Annotated in this window: 9 protein-coding genes; all 9 read left to right on the top strand. The window is 43.7% G+C overall.

The window, feature by feature from the left end:
• The 9 genes from SKC35_RS06785 to SKC35_RS06745 are packed head-to-tail and all read left to right on the top strand — an operon-like array spanning position 1 to position 18837.
• On the top strand, positions 1–7752 hold the full coding sequence (locus tag SKC35_RS06785) for a beta strand repeat-containing protein (RefSeq protein ID WP_377978636.1): 7752 nt from the start codon (positions 1–3) through the stop codon (positions 7750–7752).
• Between the two features lie 20 nt (positions 7753–7772).
• Entirely contained in the window at positions 7773–8051 is a 279-nt protein-coding gene (locus SKC35_RS06780) for a hypothetical protein (protein ID WP_377978635.1), read from the top strand.
• Between the two features lies 1 nt (position 8052).
• A complete protein-coding gene (locus SKC35_RS06775; protein WP_377978634.1) occupies positions 8053–8664 on the top strand; it encodes a hypothetical protein in 612 nt (203 codons plus the stop codon).
• A gap of 2 nt (positions 8665–8666) precedes the next feature.
• Positions 8667–10892, top strand: a complete 2226-nt coding sequence (locus SKC35_RS06770; protein WP_377978633.1) for a fibrinogen-like YCDxxxxGGGW domain-containing protein — start codon at positions 8667–8669, stop codon at positions 10890–10892.
• A gap of 9 nt (positions 10893–10901) precedes the next feature.
• Positions 10902–12794 (top strand): tail fiber domain-containing protein, encoded by a 1893-nt coding sequence (locus SKC35_RS06765; RefSeq protein ID WP_377978632.1) that lies wholly within the window; start codon positions 10902–10904, stop codon positions 12792–12794.
• A complete protein-coding gene (locus SKC35_RS06760) occupies positions 12791–14068 on the top strand; it encodes a hypothetical protein (protein WP_377978631.1) in 1278 nt (425 codons plus the stop codon). Before SKC35_RS06765 ends, SKC35_RS06760 begins: the two co-directional genes overlap by 4 nt.
• A gap of 10 nt (positions 14069–14078) precedes the next feature.
• On the top strand, positions 14079–15722 hold the full coding sequence (locus SKC35_RS06755) for an autotransporter outer membrane beta-barrel domain-containing protein (RefSeq protein WP_377978630.1): 1644 nt from the start codon (positions 14079–14081) through the stop codon (positions 15720–15722).
• A 41-nt stretch (positions 15723–15763) separates the two neighbouring features.
• The gene (locus tag SKC35_RS06750; RefSeq protein WP_377978628.1) at positions 15764–16534 is read left to right on the top strand and encodes a type IV toxin-antitoxin system AbiEi family antitoxin; all 771 of its coding nucleotides are present in this window, start codon (positions 15764–15766) and stop codon (positions 16532–16534) included.
• Between the two features lie 17 nt (positions 16535–16551).
• Positions 16552–18837 (top strand): O-antigen ligase family protein, encoded by a 2286-nt coding sequence (locus SKC35_RS06745; RefSeq protein WP_377978627.1) that lies wholly within the window; start codon positions 16552–16554, stop codon positions 18835–18837.
• Position 18838 lies beyond the last annotated feature (1 nt).

The raw sequence follows: 18838 nt of genomic DNA, 5'->3' as shown, positions 1-18838 counted from the left end.
ATGAAGAAAATAATAACACTCATCACATTCATTTTGATTTCTTTTGTCGGTTTTTCGCAGACCAAAGGGATCTCCTATCAAGCTGTGATCATCGATCCGAACCCGATTCAAATTCCGGGTTCCGACGTGACGGCTCAACCCTACGTGAGTAAGGAAGTCTGGATCCGTTTTGGAATCTATGCCGGCACGACCTTGCAATATGAGGAACTTCACAAGACCAAAACTGACGAATACGGCCTAGTAAACCTGATTATTGGCGGTGGTGTCAATACAGGTAAAGCAGGAACATTTACCTCGTTGAGCTGGGACGGCGTGACGAAAAACATCATCACGAATGTGAGTTTTGATCAAGGCGGTCGCTACACGGAGGTGAGCAATCAAAAATTAACGTATACCCCTTACACCTTGTTAGCGGAGACAGCGGTGAAATTAGCAGGGGTTTTACCCATCGCCTCAGGTGGTACGGGTGCAACGAATGCCATCGCTGCCCGCACAAATTTAGGTTTAGGCAATGTGGACAACACGGCGGATGTGGATAAGCCGGTTTCCATACCTACTTTGGCCATCTTAGACACTAAAGAATCAGTAGCAAACAAATCAACGAACATCATCGCGGACTCGGCTTCTTCCGTAAAATATCCGTCTGTAAAGGCGATTAAGGAATACATTGATAATAGAAACTCTGCCATGGCGCAGCAGGCGCAACAGGCAAATAATGCTAATTTAGCGGCCAAAGCCACAGCCCTAGAAACCCCGCGCACCATCAACGGAATTTCTTTTGACGGTACCACAAACATCACGATTCCAGTGGGCGTAACCCCGCCAGATGCGGATGCAACCACAAAAGGTTTAGTCAAATTAGCAGGTGATTTAACTGGAACGGCAGATGCGCCGGCGATTGCTGTTAATTCAGTAACGACCGCGAAAATCATAGATGGCGCAGTGACTACGGGTAAACTTGCTGCTGGCGCAGTGACCGACGCTAAAATTACCTCCGTTTCCGGATCCAAAGTAACGGGAAATATCACAGGCAATGCCGCGAATATAACGGGAATGCTTGCTGTTTCAAACGGCGGAACAGGTGCAACGACCGCTCCAGTTGCCTTAACGAATCTAGGCGCGGAAGCAGTGGCGAATAAAAGTACAGATCTTAGCGCAGATGCAAATTCGACACAGAAATACCCTTCCGTAAAATTAATCAAAGACTACGTGGATACACGCGTGGCCGCAGCTGGGGTGAGCGACGGGTCAATTACCTCTGCTAAAATCGCAGATGCAACCATCGTCAGTGCAGATATCGCATCGAATGCAGGTATCACAAACGCGCAATTAGCGAATAGTTCTCTGACCTTGGGAACGACTAACATTGCCTTGGGTGGAACGACCACTTCGTTAAGCGGGTTGAGTTCTGTTACGGCTACTGGCTTCACGGGAGCTTTGACGGGTAATGCGACGACCGCGACTTTGGCAGATGCAGCCACAAAACTAGCGGCTACAAAAAACATTAATGGTGTGGCCTTCGATGGTTCTGCTGATATAACGGTGACGGCGGATGCGACGACTTTGACAGGTATTGTTCCCATCACTAAAGGGGGAACGGGTGCATCTACGGCTTCGGGAGCACGTACAAATCTAGGTTTAGTGATAGGCACAGATGTGCAAGCGCCATTAACAGCTGGCACAGATTATTTAGCCCCTACTGGTAGCGCAGCGAACTTAACTAACTTCCCTATCTTGAATCAAAGTACAACGGGGAATGCATCCACGGCGACTTTGGCCAATAACATTTCTGCTACAGCGAATACCTCTTTAACCTCTCTAGCGAATTTAACGACGGTGGGAACGATCACGTCCGGAATCTGGAGTGCTACAGCGATTGATGTGGCGCACGGCGGAACGGGGGCCACTAGTTTAACCGGCTTAGTGAAAGGGTATGGAACCGGAGCGTTTAGTGCGGCCGTGGCTGGAGTGGATTTCGAAACGGCTATTGCGGCGAGTACGCAAACGCCTACCGCGCAATATTGGCGGGGAGATAAGACCTGGCAAACCTTAACGACTGATGTGGTTCCGGAGCTGACAAACAACCAGTATTTCACTAAATCTCGTGTTTTAGGCACAGAATTAGCGAATCTTTTGCCTGCCCATGGCGTCATTTCTACGACGGATAACGTGAGTGTGGGATTCAATAAATTGCTCGGAAATCAATTAATGAATTTATCCACGGGCGTTTTCACGTTTACGGGGATGACGGTGACAGGTGCCACGACCTTTAATGTGGGCTCTGCGGAAGGCTACATTGTGGACAACACAACAGACATTGAGCACCCTTCGATGAAGTACCTGGAATTTGCGGGGGCTACGGGTTTAAGCACCCCTTATTTGGCCTCCCATACGATGACCTACCTTTATTTAGATCCTACAGGGGCGTTGCAAATGAGTGGCACGGAATTAACGCCAGCTCAAAGAAGACAAAATATCTTATTAGGTAAATTAGGGCATCCAGATCACACGAACATTATTAGCTATTATGTTCAACCGGATGTACTCCAAAGTCCCCTATCCCAATTGCGCGACGTTTGGCAGCCTATTCGTTTAGTCAACGATGGTTTTACGGCCACTGCGAATGGTGCAAATTTGAATTTCAATACGACGGCGGGGACTTTGTTTGGCCTAGGAATCGGATATGGGGCGAATCCTAATTCCCCTTCTAGCCTGGCCATTGCCGCTAAAACGCCTGTAACTTTTCAATACCGCACACAAAACGGCGGAGCAAACACAGATGTGACGTTGATTGATCCTACGAAATACGATAACGCGGGAACGTTGACGACGGTAGCAGGAACGGGGGCCCATGCCACGAACCAACGCATTTTCTTATTACAAAATGGGAAGATTCGAGTTCAATATGGCCAAACGGATTACACCACCTTCGCTAATGCCATCGCGGGGATTCAAAGTGAATCGTTTAGCACTTATGCCGGCATCAAGGATTACGGAATTTTGATTGGAATTTTGACGGTGCGCAAGGATGCAACCAATTTATCTGATCCGGCGAAAGCCCAGTTTTTCAATGTGACGAAGTTTGGAGAAACAATCGGTGCCACCTCCGGTACGGTGACTTCAGATCTACAGCAATCCTACAATAACGGTGCGCAAATCATCACCAATTCCACGAACGGCGCCTTCGACATTCGCCGCGGTAGCGCAGCGGATACAGACAATGTGGTCGTTCTCCAAAACGGCGCCGGCGCCCCCGTCTTAACCATTAACGGCGCGGGTACAATCACGTCTGGAACCTGGAGTGGCACGGCCATTTCAGTGGCAAACGGAGGAACGGGAACTACGACGGCAGCAGGTGCCTTACTAAATTTAGGTGCGGAGGCAATCGCTAATAAAAGTACGGACCTAAATCTTGACGCGAACTCTACACAGAAATATCCATCTGTTAAACTAATCAAAGACTACGTGGACACCCGCGTGGCTTCAGCAGGAGTAAGTGATGGTTCGATCACTTCCGCAAAAATTGCAGATGCCACCATTGTTAGCGCGGATATCGCTGCGAACGCAGGGATTACAAATGGACAATTAGCGAACAGTACGACGATTTTAGGTTCGACTACCATGACTTTAGGCGGAACGGTTACTTCGGTGACGGGCCTAACTAGTTTAGCAGCGACTACGCTTACGGGAACTTTATCGGGAACGGCAAATGCAGGAACATTAACAGGCACAACGCTTTCGGGCAATGTGGTAAATTCGAGCTTAACGAGCGTGGGAACGATTACGAGTGGTATTTGGAGTGGAACGGCGATAGCTATCGCGAATGGTGGAACGGGATCTACGACGAAAAACTTTGTGGATTTAACGACGGCACAAACGATAGCAGGAGCGAAGACCTTTAGCAATCAAATGACTGTTCCATCGATTGTATTAAATAACGGAACAGCGAATTGGGAGTTTGGAGCAGGGGCAGGTTCGACAGGAATTTCCTTATTACAGGGTGGATGTTGTGGTCGGTTAATGATGGATGATAATGGCAGATTAGCTTTAGGCGCGAATTATGCACCTACCACTTTTCAGTTCGATGTGCAAGGAAATGCCAGGTTTACGCAAGATGTGACAGCCCCTAATTTTTTAGGTAATGCCACTAACGCCACAACCGCAGGTAACATTACAGCAACTTCGAATACAACTTTGACCTCTTTAACTAATTTAGCAACGGTAGGCACGATCACGTCTGGAACTTGGAGTGCGTCTACAATTGATATTGCCAAAGGAGGTACCGGCGCCACAACCGCAGCCGGGGCTAGAACGAATTTAGGATTAGTGATAGGTACTGACGTGCAAGCGCCACTAACAGCGGGATCTGGAATTTCAATTGCCTCTGGAACGATTTCTGCAACAGGCTTAACTACTTCGAATTTAAGTTCAACGGCGGGAATAACTGTAGGTCAATTAGCGACAAGTACGACGACTTTAGGTTCGACTACGATGACTTTAGGTGGTACGGTTACTTCGGTGACTGGATTAGTTTCCGTTAGTTCCACAGATTTCACCGGGGCTTTGACAGGAAATGCGAGCACGGCGACGAAATTAGCAACTTCTCGCTCCATTAATGGGGTAAGTTTTGATGGCAGTGCCAATATTACGATTGCGGCGGATGCGAATACATTAAGTGGCACGACACTTGCGAGCAATGTGGTGACCTCGAGCTTGACTGGTGTAGGAACGTTGACATCAGGAGCAATTCCGTATTCTCTATTAACAGGAACGATCCCTACTTGGAATCAAAATACAACGGGAAGCGCGGCTACATTAACCACGGGAAGAACGATAGCTTTAACAGGTGATGTAACTTATACTAGTCCGGCGTTTAATGGCTCTGGTGATGTAACTGCGGCTGCTACATTAACGAATACAACGGTTACTGCTGGATCTTTCGGCTCTACTACGGCTATTCCTACCTTTACGGTGGATGCCAAAGGCCGTCTAACCGCCGCCGGATCTGCTTCGATCATAGCGGATGCAGGAACTTTATCAGGTACTACGCTTGCGAGTAATGTGGGAACTTCGAGCTTGACGAGTGTAGGAACGATTACGAGTGGTGTTTGGAGTGGAACGGAGGTTGCGATTGCCAAAGGAGGTACCGGCGCCACCACCGCAGCTGGGGCTAGAACGAATTTAGGATTAGGATCTTTGGCAACAAAATCAACCATCGCAAATGCGGATGTAGCCTCAGGCGCAGCAATCGATTTCGCGAAATTAAATATCACCAGAGCAGATATCGCCGGCTTAGGAATCCAAGACGGATTAACGGCTGGTTCTGGTATTTCTCTTTCCTCAGGAACCATCTCCGTTACCGGATTAACATCGGCGAATTTGACTTCATCAGCTGGAATCACGAATGGTCAATTAGCGAATAGTACAATTCAATTAGGATCGACAACGATGACCTTAGGAGGAACGGTTACTTCTGTAACAGGTTTAGTTTCCGTCAGTTCCACAGATTTCACCGGGGCTTTGACAGGAAATGCGAGCACAGCGACGAAATTAGCAACTTATCGCTCCATTAATGGGGTAAGTTTTGATGGCAGTGCCAATATTACGATTGCGGCGGATGCGAATACATTAAGTGGCACGACACTTGCGAGCAATGTGGTGACCTCGAGCTTGACTTCAGTAGGAACGATTACGAGCGGTGTTTGGAGTGGAACGGTCATTAGCAGCAATAAAGGTGGAGCCGGATCCATAAATGGATTATTAAAAGCGAACGGAAGTGGAGTAGTAAGTGCTGCCGTGGCCGGAACAGACTACTTTAATCCAAACGGATCTAATATTAAAATAGGTTATGCGGCAGGAGGAGGAACACAGGGAGCTCATTCGATTGCCATCGGAAGTAATGCAGCTCAAAGCAATACACAAGCAGAAGCCGCAGTAGCCATCGGGTATGCTGCTGGTCAAAATGGTCAAGGCGCAAACAGTGTCGCAATTGGGGCATTTGCAGGAAATACGCAAGCGGCAAATAGTATTGCATTAAATGCAAGTGGAGTTAATTTAAATCCAGTTAGTTCCGGATTTTATGTAGATCCAGTAAACAATGCATCTACTTCTTCCTTCTTGTTTTATAATCCTACTTCCAAAGAAATCACGTATAATGCCATCCCTACCTTAAACCAAAATACAACGGGAAATGCTACGACTGCCACTACTGCGGGTAACATTACAGCAACATCCAATACGACTTTAACTTCGTTAGTGAATTTAGCTACTGTAGGAACAATTACTACAGGTACTTGGAGTGCAACCACCATTGATGTAGCACACGGAGGAACTGGTGTAACTTCATCTACAGGATCAGGTAGTTTAGTTTTGAATACTAGTCCCACATTAGTAACTCCTAATTTAGGAACTCCTACTTTTGTCACTTTAACCAACGGAACAGGCCTACCTATTTCTACGGGTGTGAGTGGATTAGGAACGGGTGTGGCTACATTTTTAGCAACGCCGACAAGCGCAAACTTAGCAGGAGCGGTGACAGATAAAACAGGAACAGGGGCATTAGTATTTGCCAATACACCTACTTTGGTCACTCCTGTCATCGGAGCAGCGACAGGAACATCGCTTAGCTTAACCGGGAACTTAAGTGCGTCCGCTGGAACGTTTTCTACGACTTTAAACGCGGGAGCTACCACAGTCGCAAGTTTAGTTTCGCCATCCATTACTGGAGGATCTGGAACAACCCAATCGTTGACCTATAAAACGACTTCTGGTGTAGGTGCTACTGGGGCAGATCATATTTTTCAGGTGGGGAATAATGGAGGCACTGAAGCAATGAGAATTACAAACACGGGTAACGTTGGAGTAGGAACAAATTCGCCAACTGCAAAATTTGATGTGTCCGCTGGAACAACGACGAATGTAACGGGGATGAACTTAACAGGAAGCATTGATGATTTCTTCCAAGTGAACGTTCAAAATACTAATAATACAGGGACAAAAGCACAAAGCGGTTATGCTGCAACAGCTGACAACGGAACAACTACAACTGGATTTGCTTGGATGGGGATTAATAATAGTGCGTTCAATTTCCCGGCTCTGTACAATATCGGGGCAGCGAATGACGTCACTTACATTGGTAGTGGACAGGATATGCATATAGCAAATGCAAACCAAACAAAGTCAATCATCTTCAGTACGGGTAAAAATTCAACACCATTCTTTAATGAAAGAATGCGTATCACTAATGCTGGTAACGTGGGTATTGGAACGGCAACTCCATCTACCACCTTGGAAGTAAACGGAACCACTCGTTTAGGCGGAGCAACTACCATTGCGGGTGCGGCTACCTTTACAAGTACGGTGGCTATTACAATGGGAGCAGCTGCAGGTAAAGTCTTGACTTCGGATGCAAGTGGAAATGCTAGTTGGCAGACGGGTGTGACAACATTAGCCTCTAAAACAGCGAATTATACGCTGACTTTGAATGATAATTATATCATTATGGGAACCGCAGCCGCAACCGGCCTAACTTTCACCTTACCTACTGCGGTAGGATGTGCTGGGAAAGAGTTTACTATTAAAAATGTAAGCGCATACTCAGTTGCCATTGCTACAACAAGTTCTCAATATATCATTCAAGATAATTCCACAGCGACTACTTCAACTGCAACTATTGGAATAGAACCTTCTAATAACTGGATAAGAGTTATTTCAGATGGAGCAAACTGGATTGCATTTAGAGGATTGTTCTAACATAAAACAAACAACATAACATGAAAAACATCTTACTACTCGCCGGAACTTTGGCCTTATTCTCTTTCGCTGCTGATAAATTCATCTCTATGCGCATTGCGGAACCGACGGTGAATTACCACTGGAACAATTTGAATTCCATTAAGGCGATTGCGGACCAAAGCAACTTACCCCACTCGCAAGTGAAATTCATCATCGCTTCGATCGATAGTTTACAAAAAGACATGGCGCGCACAGCTCGCTTAGATAGCACAGTAGCGGCTCCGGCTCCTGCAGCAGCGCCAGCTAAAAAGAAATAAGGTGAAAAAAATAGTCTTCTTTTTATTGATTTCTTTCGGTGCATGGGCTCAAACCGGCATTGGCACCACCACGCCTAATGCCTCTGCGAAGTTGGATGTATTTGCTTCCGACAAAGGATTTTTACCACCTCGCATAGCACTAACCGGAACTAATGATAATACAACAATTAAAAATTCTTCAGGATCTTCTATTCCCCCGGCAACAGGATTGTTAGTTTACAATACTGCAACTAGTACAACGGATCCTTATAAGGTAGTTCCGGGGTATTATTATTATAACGGAACTAGTTGGATAGCAATTGCGAATGGATTAATTATTGATAATAGTAAGACTACTTCTCCTTCTTCGTTTTCTTTAGCAGCCACTGATAACAATAAGATATTTCTGATTACATCAACCACTAGCATTAATGTAACGGTACCTAATAATTTACCAGTTGGTTTTTCATGTCAAGTAATACAAGGCGGCGTAGGTCAAGTCATTTTTGTCCAAGGGACAGGTGTAACATTAAACTCGGCAAACGGACTCACAACAAGAGCAACAAATAGTATTATAGGGTTAGTAATGAATACTACTACAAATGGGTTTGTTTTTGGGGATAGCATCTATTAGCCATGCGTAAATATCTTTTTTTATCATTTTTATTGAGCCTTTCGACTTTGTCGAATGCGCAAATTAATTTTCAAAACTTAGCACTTCGGAAACCTTTTGTAAATACCACTCAAGTATTTTCCTATTCAGGTGCCATTCAAAAGTTCATCGTGCCTAATCGTGTCACGAGTATTCAGGTGAATGCAATTGGCGCCAAAGGTGGCACGGGTGCCAGAGGGCAAATTGGTGGTGCAGGAGCAAATATTTCGACAACTTTAAATGTAATTCCAGGCCAAACTATTTATATCGTAGTGGGAGGATTTCCGGGTCAGTCAGCTACGGCTAAGTATGGCTTTGGAGGTAATGGAGGAAGTGGAGGTAACTATGGAGGTGCAGGCGGAGGATTATCAGGGGTGTTTACTTCCGCAAGTCCAGCGAATGCAAATGCTTTAGTAGTTGCTGGTGGTGGTGGAGGTGGAGCAGGAATTTCTACAGAGTTTAATTATACTGGTGGTAATGCGGGGAATACGATTAGTGGAACTTCTAGCAATGGAAACCAACCCGTTGAGCCGGCCTATATCAAGAATAGCAAATACCAGAATGGCTATGCAGCCACTATAACTACACCTGGATTAGCCGGAGAGCCCTATGATCCTGGAACTAAAGGGACAAATGGTAATGATATTTTGGGAGGATCTGGAGGCTCAGATACTGGAGTAGGAACTTGGAACGGTGGCGGCGGCGCAGGCGGCGGATTTTTTGGTGGCGGCGGAGGTGCAGGTGGTGGCGGAGCTACGGGTGGTGGTGCTGGTGGTGCCACAAAATCCAGTTCTGCCTATAGTATATTTGGGACACCCAATACAACTGGAGATGGTAGTGTGGCTATAACTTGTTTTTCAAACTCTGGATTGGCATTAAATTTAGATGCAGGAAATTCAAGCAGTTATACAGGATCTTCAACTATTTGGAAAGATTTAACTCTTAATGCAAGCGATGCTAGTTTAAGCTCAAGTAAATACTATCCATCTTACGAGGGTTATTTTTCATTTGATGGCACAACTAGTTATGGGGATTTTACGGCTAATGTAAGTAATGCAACCGCTGTAACTGTAGAGATGTGGGCGAATGTTACGAATGTTGGGGCTTCAAATATGAATGGTATGATGTTTGGTTTCAATACATATGATGTTTGGACAAGTGATGGACATTTAGGATTTAATTGTGGCAATGGTGTTTTATATGGGATCAATACTTCTGTCTTCAGTACTTATTGGGGAGATTGGCAACATTATGCATTTGTTATGTATCCTGGGAGTAATTATACCTCCAATAAGATATATATTAATGGAGTTCAACAAACACTTAGTACACAAATTGCAGGGACAGGTTGGAGCGCAACAAATGCAGTTTTTGGATCAGGGATAGGCAGAATTTCTGGGTGTAGGCTTTCAGATGGGTATAAGATAAATATGGGTGTCGCCAATTTTAAAATTTATAATCGTGAATTAACGCAACAGGAAATCAATACTAATTTTACAGCTTATAGGTATAAATTTCGTGCTGCTAAAGATGGGCTAGGTCCTGCATCGGCATCTACTAGTGCTTATCAAATTAAACAAGATTATCCTAACTCAACCGATGGATTTTATTGGATAAAAAATGCAAATATCAATGGTGGAAGTCCTATAAAAATTTATGCTGACATGACTACGGAAGGTGGTGGATGGACATTAATATTGAAAAATTCATCTTATGCAGGATGGAATTATGCGAATGCGATTTCCTTAAATTCTTCGAATCCATTTACAACCAATGCAGATATTACAAGCACTTCTACATCAAATTATTCTATTGTTGGGTGGGCAAATTATATTAAAAAAAGTGCAAGTGGTTTTCAATATATGATTGATGCTACTAATAGAAAAAGTTATGGTGGAATTTGGACGGCCAATGGGAATTATAGTTTTGTTAATACGGATAATTCACAAACTAATGTCACAGTTGATAAAAAGTTTAATAAATGGGAATATGTTGCAAACAATATGGGGTTGTCACAAAGAATGCCATGGTATAGTTCAACTGCTGGGTCTGGTTATGGTTTATTAACGATTTGTGATGGCACAGGTAATTGGTGGGGCACATTAATTTCTACTTTTTATGGATATCCCCCAGTGCCATGGATTAGTAATGCTGGAACAGGAGGGGATGTAAATGAGTTTCCTGGAATTATTTGGTACTGGGTTCGTTAAATTTGTAGCATGAAAAAAACATTGTTTTTCTTATTGATCTCCCTTAATGTTTTTGCCCAAACGGGAATAGGCACCACTACTCCTGACGCATCCGCGAAGCTAGAAGTTGCGTCTTCTAACAAAGGTTTTCTTCCTCCTCGCGTGGCCTTAACAGCAACGAATTCGGCGAGCCCCATCACGAGTCCGGCAAATGGATTGATGGTCTTTAATACGGCTACTACTGGAGCTAGCCCATTCAATGTTTTACCTGGTTACTATTATTGGGACGGGGTGGGCTTAAAATGGGTGAGTCTTTCCACAACAGTAGGGAATGTCCAAAATCAAGGCATATTTAGATCCACTGCAAATACTGCAGTAAATTCAATTGTAAGTTCATGGAATTCGAGATTCAATAATATAGCCGCGGGGGATTTAACAATTACTTCAAACACCACCTTTGCTTTAGCAAATGGGATATATAAAATTGAATGGGCTCTTCCCTATCAATCAAGTAATACATATAACATCATCCAACTTCAAGAAAATATGTCGGGCACATGGAATGCTCTATTAAACGATGCGGGGTATTCCACGCTTGGAAACGGAGGGAATACCGACTGGGGTGGTGGAACATTCGCTGCAGATATCGTCGATTGTTCATCAAGCACAAGAACGTTTAGGTTCTTTAATTTAGACATTTATAGGCAATTGTATTATGGTGCAACTTTTATCATAACAAAACTTAATCCCTCCATTACAACATCAACAACGGCTGATAATTTAGGAAATCATACTGCGACTAAGAACATTCAGCTAGGCGGAAATTACCTGTCAAATGATGGCGGGAATGAGGGTATAAGTGTGGATAATTTGGGAAAAGTAGGAATAGGAAACAATGCTCCTACCCAAACTTTGGACGTTACCGGCACCGGAAAATTTAGTACATCGCTAATAAATGCAGGGGCAAGGACATATCTGGGTAAGGATGGAAGCAATATGCATTGGTTCGCTACTACGGATGCTGTTGTAGAGTCAAATAATCTGGCCTATGGTTTTGAATCCAATGGGTCTAGTATTCAATCGCACAAATGGTATACAGGTGGAACTTCTAAAATGCAACTGTTAAGTAATGGTAAATTAGGATTAGGGACTGCTAGCCCTGCGACAACGTTGCACATTGAAAATGCAAACACCTTTGGTACGGATCCATCAAATACAACAAGCCCTAGTTTGTATATTTTAAATACGAATAACACCTCAAGCTCCGCGCATGCGTCTGCATTAATCCGCACAGCGGGGTTAACTGGAGGTAAACCCTATTTAGGATTTGATATTGTAGGTCAGTTTGGTTACAGCATGGGGATAAATAATTCCTCGGATCAGTTTATTATAAATACAGATTGGAATTTTAACACATCCACAGCATCATCTAATGCCCTTATTATTAATAATGCCGGACAATCACGGGTTATAATTCCCTACAGCGGTGGCTCATATCAAAATGATTGGCCATCTGGATGGGGAGGCGGCCTAGCCACCTATGATATTTCTGCTAGTGCCATTTATTATAACTCTTTGGTTCAGCGCTCTGACAGGCGGCTTAAAAATACTATTGCAGATATAAATAATGACGTGAAGACAAATTACTTAAAGCTTAGGCCAGTAACGTATTATTGGAATCAGGATAAACCAAGAGATACTAGCTTGCAATATGGATTGATTGCTCAAGAAGTAGAAACCTTATTTCCGGAAATAGTTTTAACTGCAACTGATTCAGGCCAAACAAAGTCAATTAATTACCAAGCATTACATGCACTCTCCTTAAAAGTGATTCAAACGCAACAAACAGAAATTGAAGAACTTAAGCAAAAACAATTAGACTTAGAGGGCAGATTGAAATTATTAGAATCTAAAATAAAATGAAAAGACTACTACTCCTTTTCTTATTGATTTCAGAAAGTGTTTATTCCCAAACGGGCATCGGAACCTCTGCACCAGATGCTTCCGCAAAATTGGAAGTGAATGCGACGAACAAGGGATTTTTGCCGCCTCGCGTTTCTTTAACAAACGCCTATGATCAAACAACCATTCCATCGCCAGCCACAGGTTTATTAGTCTATTGTAAGGGCGACGCCGGACTTTCTGCAGGCTACTATTTTTGGAATGGAGGTGCCTGGGCAACCATTGCAACTGCAGGGGGCAGCGGTAGTGTAGCGGCGGAATTTGGTTCACAAATGTTAGGGGTAAATCCAATTTCAATTACTTCCTCAACACCTGTTGAATTATTGTCATTTACATTGCCTTCAGCTGGTACTTGGGAAATTATTCCAGTTATTAGAACTCAAGGATCAACAACGATAGTTGGACAATATGCTTTATATGACGCTTCGGGGGCATTAATTTCAAACTCTGAAATTTTAGCAGGTTATGGTGTTCTTTCTACAACAGGTACAGCAGCGTATCAGGTAACAACAACGGGTAGTGCCACCTATAAAATAAAAGCCTGGGCATCCAATGGAGCCTATAATGTTTATTCAAATACAGATGGACGATCTTTCGTTACTTGGAAAAAAATATCTGGAAATGCCCCAATGACCGTCATCAATTTTGGAGATATAAAAACGGGGATTCAAACCACAGATCACAATGGATGGGTTAAATTAGATGGGCGGTTAAAATCTTCATTAACTGCTACACAACAATCACAAGCAACGGCACTTGGAGTGGGCGCTAATCTTCCAGATGCAACAGATGCGGTTTTGGTGCAATCTAGTGGTAGTTTAGGAAGTGTAACAGGAAGCATGAGTAGGATGCTTGCTCAAAATCAATTACCTAATATTACCCCAGCTATTACGGTTAATAATACTACCGCTACTATGCAAAGTGCTGGAAGTCACCAACACCCAATTGCAGTTGTTAATAGTTCAGTCGGAGGGTATGCAGCTTACAACCCCACCGCTTTTAAAACAGGTATGGCTCCTACAACTGATGCCGATGCTGATATAACTGATCGTGGTGGCACTGCGAACCTAATTAATACGGGTATAATTGGTTCTGCAGGAGACCATACTCATATCATTGATGCACATAATCATACCGCCACATCAACCAGCATCAATGGAGGTGTAACGCAACAAACTATCGATATTACACCACGAAAATTAGTTGTAAACACGTTTATTTACCTCGGGTTCTAAAAAAGACAAATTGAAAAAGATAGTATTTTTCTTCTTAATCTCTGTAAGTGTATTTGCCCAAACCGGCATAGGCACCACCACGCCTAATGCCTCCGCGAAGCTAGATGTGTACTCCACAAACAAAGGTTTTTTGCCTCCGCGCGTAACCTTAACAAGTACGACCGATGCGTCTACAATTACCTCTCCGGCGGAGGGACTTTTGGTCTATAACCTAGGTTCTGTAGGATTGCAAGCGGGCTATTATTTTTGGAATGGAGCGAACTGGGCAACGATTGCGACGGCTACGTCGGCGGGGAATGGAGTGACGGCATCTGATATGGTAAAGATTTATGATGGAGTGGGGAATGCAGCCACAATAAATACAAGTGGTGCCACTTTTTCAGTGACAACGTCTGGTAAATATTCTTTTGATATCTCGACGAGTGCGACATGTAATAACTGTATGGTGACGCTTAATTTTCAAGTGAGAGATGGGTCAAATAGCAATGCGGTGATTGGATCAGATTATCAAACTAGTTATAGTAATAATGTGCATGCTGAGTATAATGGTAGAATAGAAGTAAATCTTATAGCTAGTAGATCCTATAATGTGTTAGTGACTGCATCAAGTGGCAGTATTAACATTAATGATTACACGAGAGTTTATATGAAACAGGTATCCGGTAATTTACCTGTTACAGGCCAAAGCGTCGAGTATGGTATTGCAAGATACACCGGTGCAGATGGTAGTGCGATCTCCGATAATGCCCTAGTTCCATTTGATGCCACTGCTTCAGGTAATTTAACTTGGTCTAGTAATAAGTTTACATTGAAAGCCAATAAAACGTATGAGCTGGAATCTAGTTTAGCTATTTATATATCGAGTAGTACTGTGGCAGGTCGTTTTCAAATTTATGATTATACAAATAGTGTAGCATTAGCGAATGGATTATTCATGTCACAAAACGGAGGAGGTAGTTATGGTCAAAGTGCAAATTCTCCCATGAAAGGAATAATAACTCCAGCCTCAGATATTCAAGTTGGTATTCGTTTATTAGACCATTATGGCCCTAATGGGCCAAGTATTATTGGAAATACATCTGTATCTGGAATAACATCTGCTCCTAATGCCTCTTATTTTATGGTGAAGCAAATTGGATCATCTGCCATAGTAAACCCTTGGGTTTTAAGTGGGTCAGATTCGTATAATACCACTGGAAAAGTGGGTATTGGGACGAATTCCCCTACGTCTGCTTTGGACGTAACCGGAAACATCAATGTAACAGGTAAGATTAATCTTACAGACCCTAGTGGAAACGTGGTTACAAAAGCTGCTGGATTTGTTGGAAGAGGAACTGATATAACGCTGGGAAATTTAAAAGTTAGATTTGCAGCATCTGGCAATATGAGTCTTCAAGTAAGTACAGTATCTGGTACTTACAGCATTTATGGAAGTGGGGTTTACGTGTCTGGGGGAGTAGCAGGACTTAGTGCAGGTAACTTAGCAGTTAATACTTCTCCAGTATATTTAAAATCTACATTAAACTTTCTTGGTGCAGGCGATACTGATAATTGGTTAATTATGGACAATAGTGCATCAATGAGCTGGAGGATTAGTATGATTATTGGCCCAGCCTATGTTAATAACTTCATCTCTATCGAGCGTCTTTTGTAAATTCAACCTAAATAGTTTATTTTTGTTTAAAATTTAGTAGTATGACTACGAATAATTTGACTAAAATAAACCAATTACTGCAATCCATACCATCAGGTATTGTGCTGCAATCGTCATGGTTAATACGTCAAGGCTACAGTTTAAATCTCCAAAAATACTACCGTTCCAGTGGTTGGCTTCAGTCTTTGGGCCACGGTGCTATGGTGCGCTCGAATGAAAACCCGGGGTATGATGGTGCGGTTTATGCTTTGCAAAATCAATCAAATCTTTCCATACACCCAGGAGCAAGAACGGCCTTAAGTTTATTAGGAAGAGCTCACTACTTAGAACTTAGTGCTTCGCAGACTTGGTTATTTGGGGGAGTTGAGGAAAAACTTCCTACCTGGTTTCGTCAGCACACTTGGGACACAGAAATTCTTTACAAGTCCACGGCATTTTTACCAGTTAGTGTAGGCTTAGTTGAGTTTCGTTTTCCTAGCTTTACACTCCAAGTTTCTAGTCCCGCCCGAGCGATTATGGAATGCTTGTATGTAGCACCTGGGGAGATGGATTTGATGGAATGCTATGAAATAATGGAGAATCTGAATGATCTGAGGCCCTCGTTGGTGCAGAAACTTTTGGAAAAATGCACTTCGATAAAAGTGAAAAGGCTATTCTTATATATGGCTGATAAACTGAACCACCCTTGGTTAAAGTTCCTTGATCTATCGAAAGTGGATTTAGGGAAAGGCAAAAGATGTCTTGTTAAAGGGGGCGTGTATATTTCCCAGTATCAAATAACCGTACCTATCGCTTTAGCTACAAGGGAATAATTTATTAAATTTACCCCATGAAACCCACCCTCTCCTCCTTCATCGCCATCATAGCCAGCGTCCTCTACTTGGCCGTCTACTTCATCCCAGACATGGGTGGATCGGACGTGATGGGTGCGCAGTGGTTGTATTCGAGCAGCTTGAGTTTAGGGATTGTGGCCTTCATCGGTCTACGCTATAAAGTCTACGAAGAGGCGATCAAACAGGTGCTTTTTTACAAGTTTACGTGGGTGTTTTCGCTGTTGGTTTTTTGGGCGATTGGGTCGTATGTGTATGCGATCAATCCCACGGAGACGCTGGTGACTTTGGCCCGATTGATTACTACCTATTTTGTCTTTTTGAATCTCTCGATTCTCTATTATAATCAGGATCGCGCGTTTCTTTTTACGGGGATTGGGTATGCGATTACGGCCTATTTGTTTTTTGATGCCATCTATGTGATCAAGGGGTTCAGCGCGAATTTGCGCACGATGGATTTAGACGCAGCCATCCTTGGCTTGAATAAATACCACGGAAATAAGAACGTGACGGCGGCGACGCTTTTGATATTGATTCCGTTTGCGATGTATATCATTATGTCTGCCAAATGGCTGGGCAAAATCGCCGGCATCTTCGCCTTATTCCTTGGCACTTTTGGTCTGTTTTTGTTGAACACGCGTTCCACCTATGTGGGCTTTGCGTTGATTATGGTGTTGTTTTTCACCGGGCTGATTTGGAAGAAAAAGTCAGCTCTAAAACCAGCGCTTCTTTTCGTTTTATTGCCGGCGGTATTAGCGATCTTCGCTTCGAATATGCGTTTGAAACTCGCGGTGGCTGGGCAAGAAAATGCGGGCGGTTATGGAACCGTAACGAAGCGTATCGGAGACATCAATATCGCTAGCGAACAGAATTCCCGTATTCACTTATGGGGAACCGCAGCAGATTATGCACTACATAATCCCGTCTTAGGCGCCGGCTATGGCAACTGGAAATTAGCCTCGATTCCGTACGAGCGCGACAGGGCGAATGAGTTGTTTGTGCCCTACCACGCGCACAATGATTTCATTGAAATGTTTGCGGATTTAGGTTTAGTAGGAGGTCTTTGTTTTGCTGGATTGTTCCTGCTTTTGCTCTATTACACGGTTCATTTTTTAGCCCAAAAACGCGGCGACGAACTCATGGTCATCATCGCCTTTTTAGCCGTTACCTGCTACGGCGTGGACGCTCTTTTGAACTTCCCGGCAGAGCGCACGGCGATGCAGACGATGCTGTCATTGGCGGCGGCTTTGGTGTTGATTCCTTTGGACAAAACCTCACGGAACTTACGTAGACTACCCTTCATTTACCTCATCGCGGGTGCCGCTCTTATAATCCCAGCCATCTACATCGCGAACGAAACCTTTGAGTCTTTGAAGATCCAAAAATTCGTGATGGGCGAAGTAAACGCAGATCCGAAAATGGCGACCATCGAGGTGGAAAAGCTACCAGATATCCCGAACCTTTCTTCGTCTACCTTGCCTATGAAAGCGATGTTATCTCGCTATTATATTCGGGACAAACGTTTTGACGACGCCTTGCGCGTATTGAAGGAGAGCGAAAACGACAACCCTTTCTTGCATTATAACGACTTCTTGCGCACCTCCATTTATGCGTCTTTGAACAAAATGGATTCGGCACATTTCTATGCCAAACGTGCCTTTGATGCTTGGCCACGTGCGTCTAGTTATTACAAGAATATGATTTTCACGTCTGCGAAACTGAAGGATACGAATGAGATCAAGCGGGCGTTACAGGTATCTTTGGACGTAAACAACGACAACGCCTTAACGTGGAATCAATACTTGCTAGGCATGTTCGAAGTGAAGCAAGGGGCAGACAAAAACTTGCTGGCGCAATTAGAAAAGACCCTGAAGAAGTTCCCGGCAGACACGGCGATATTGAATCCGACGAAAAATATGTTGCGCGGAGGCAACCGCGATTTACAAGGCTTAACGGCTAAAGGAAATGCGCTTTTTGTAAAAGGAAAATACGGGCAAGCAGCAGCCATTTATAAAGAACTATCTAGTCTAGATCCTGGAAATTTCTCCCACCTAGAAAACGTGGGAATCTGCTATTATGCGGGCCGCAAGTTTGCAGAAAGTTTGTTCTATTTTGCCAAATCCGAACAACACCCTGGAAACAATACCGGGAAATCGGCGTACTTTGCGGGTATGTCTCAGCTGTCCACTGGCAAGAAAGCAGACGCATGTGCTAGTTTTAATAGATCACAAGCAAAAGGCTACCCAGATGCAGCTACAGCCATTGCTCAGCATTGTAAAAAATAAT

The organism is Aquirufa originis (assembly GCF_042714495.1).
Classification (GTDB): Bacteria; Bacteroidota; Bacteroidia; order Cytophagales; family Spirosomataceae; genus Aquirufa; species Aquirufa originis.
Note: the sequence above shows the minus strand (reverse complement) of the source record. Positions and strands in the feature narration are given on the sequence as shown.